Annotated in this window: 1 rRNA gene; it reads left to right on the forward strand. The window is 56.2% G+C overall.

From position 1 onward, the window contains the following. Positions 1 to 1,217, forward strand: a 23S ribosomal RNA gene (locus D451_RS0126075); the annotation flags it as partial.

Below are 1,217 nucleotides of genomic sequence, written 5' to 3' on the forward strand. Positions count from 1 at the left end.
TGAGACGTGATGCCGAGCCGTTTTTGGTGAAGTGAGTGATCCCATGCTGTCGAGAAAAGCCTCTAGCGAGTTCGTGTGTGGCCAGTACCCTAAACCGACGCAGGTGGTCAGGTAGAGAATACCGAGGCGTTCGGGTGAACCATGGTTAAGGAACTCGGCAAATTGTCCCCGTAACTTTGGGAGAAGGGGAGCCCTGTCCGGTGATGAAGCGTGCCTTCTGAGCTGGGTGGGGTCGCAGATAGCGGGGGGAAGCGACTGTTTATTAAAAACACAGGTCCGTGCGAAGTCGTAAGACGCTGTATACGGACTGACGCCTGCCCGGTGCTGGAACGTTAAGAGGACTGGTTAGTGGGTTTCGGCCTGCGAAGCTGGGAATCTAAGCGCCAGTAAACGGCGGTGGTAACTATAACCATCCTAAGGTAGCGAAATTCCTTGTCGGGTAAGTTCCGACCTGCACGAATGGCGTAACGACTTCCCCACTGTCTCAACCATGGGCCCGGTGAAATTGCACTACGAGTAAAGATGCTCGTTTCGCGCAGCAGGACGGAAAGACCCCGGGACCTTCACTATAGCTTGACATTGGTGTTTGGGATGGTTTGTGTAGGATAGGTGGGAGCCTGTGAAGCTGTCACGCTAGTGGCGGTGGAGGCGTTGGTGAAATACCACTCTGACTGTTTCGGGCATCTAACTTTGGACCGTGATCCGGTTCGGGGACAGTGTCTGGTGGGTAGTTTAACTGGGGCGGTTGCCTCCTAAAGAGTAACGGAGGCGCCCAAAGGTTCCCTCAGCCTGGTTGGTAATCAGGTGTTGAGTGTAAGTGCACAAGGGAGCTTGACTGTGAGACGGACGTGTCGAGCAGGAGCGAAAGCTGGGACTAGTGATCCGGCACCGGCGTGTGGAAGCGGTGTCGCTCAACGGCTAAAAGGTACCCCGGGGATAACAGGCTGATCTTCCCCAAGAGTCCATATCGACGGGATGGTTTGGCACCTCGATGTCGGCTCGTCGCATCCTGGGGCTGGAGTTGGTCCCAAGGGTTGGGCTGTTCGCCCATTAAAGCGGCACGCGAGCTGGGTTTAGAACGTCGTGAGACAGTTCGGTCCCTATCCGCTGTGCGCGTTGGAGACTTGAGAAGGGCTGTCCCTAGTACGAGAGGACCGGGACGGACGAACCTCTGGTGTGCCAGTTGTCCTGCCAAGGGCATGGCTGGTTGGCTACGT

Source organism: Nocardiopsis alba DSM 43377 (assembly GCF_000341225.1).
GTDB classification, from domain to species: domain Bacteria; phylum Actinomycetota; class Actinomycetes; order Streptosporangiales; family Streptosporangiaceae; genus Nocardiopsis; species Nocardiopsis alba.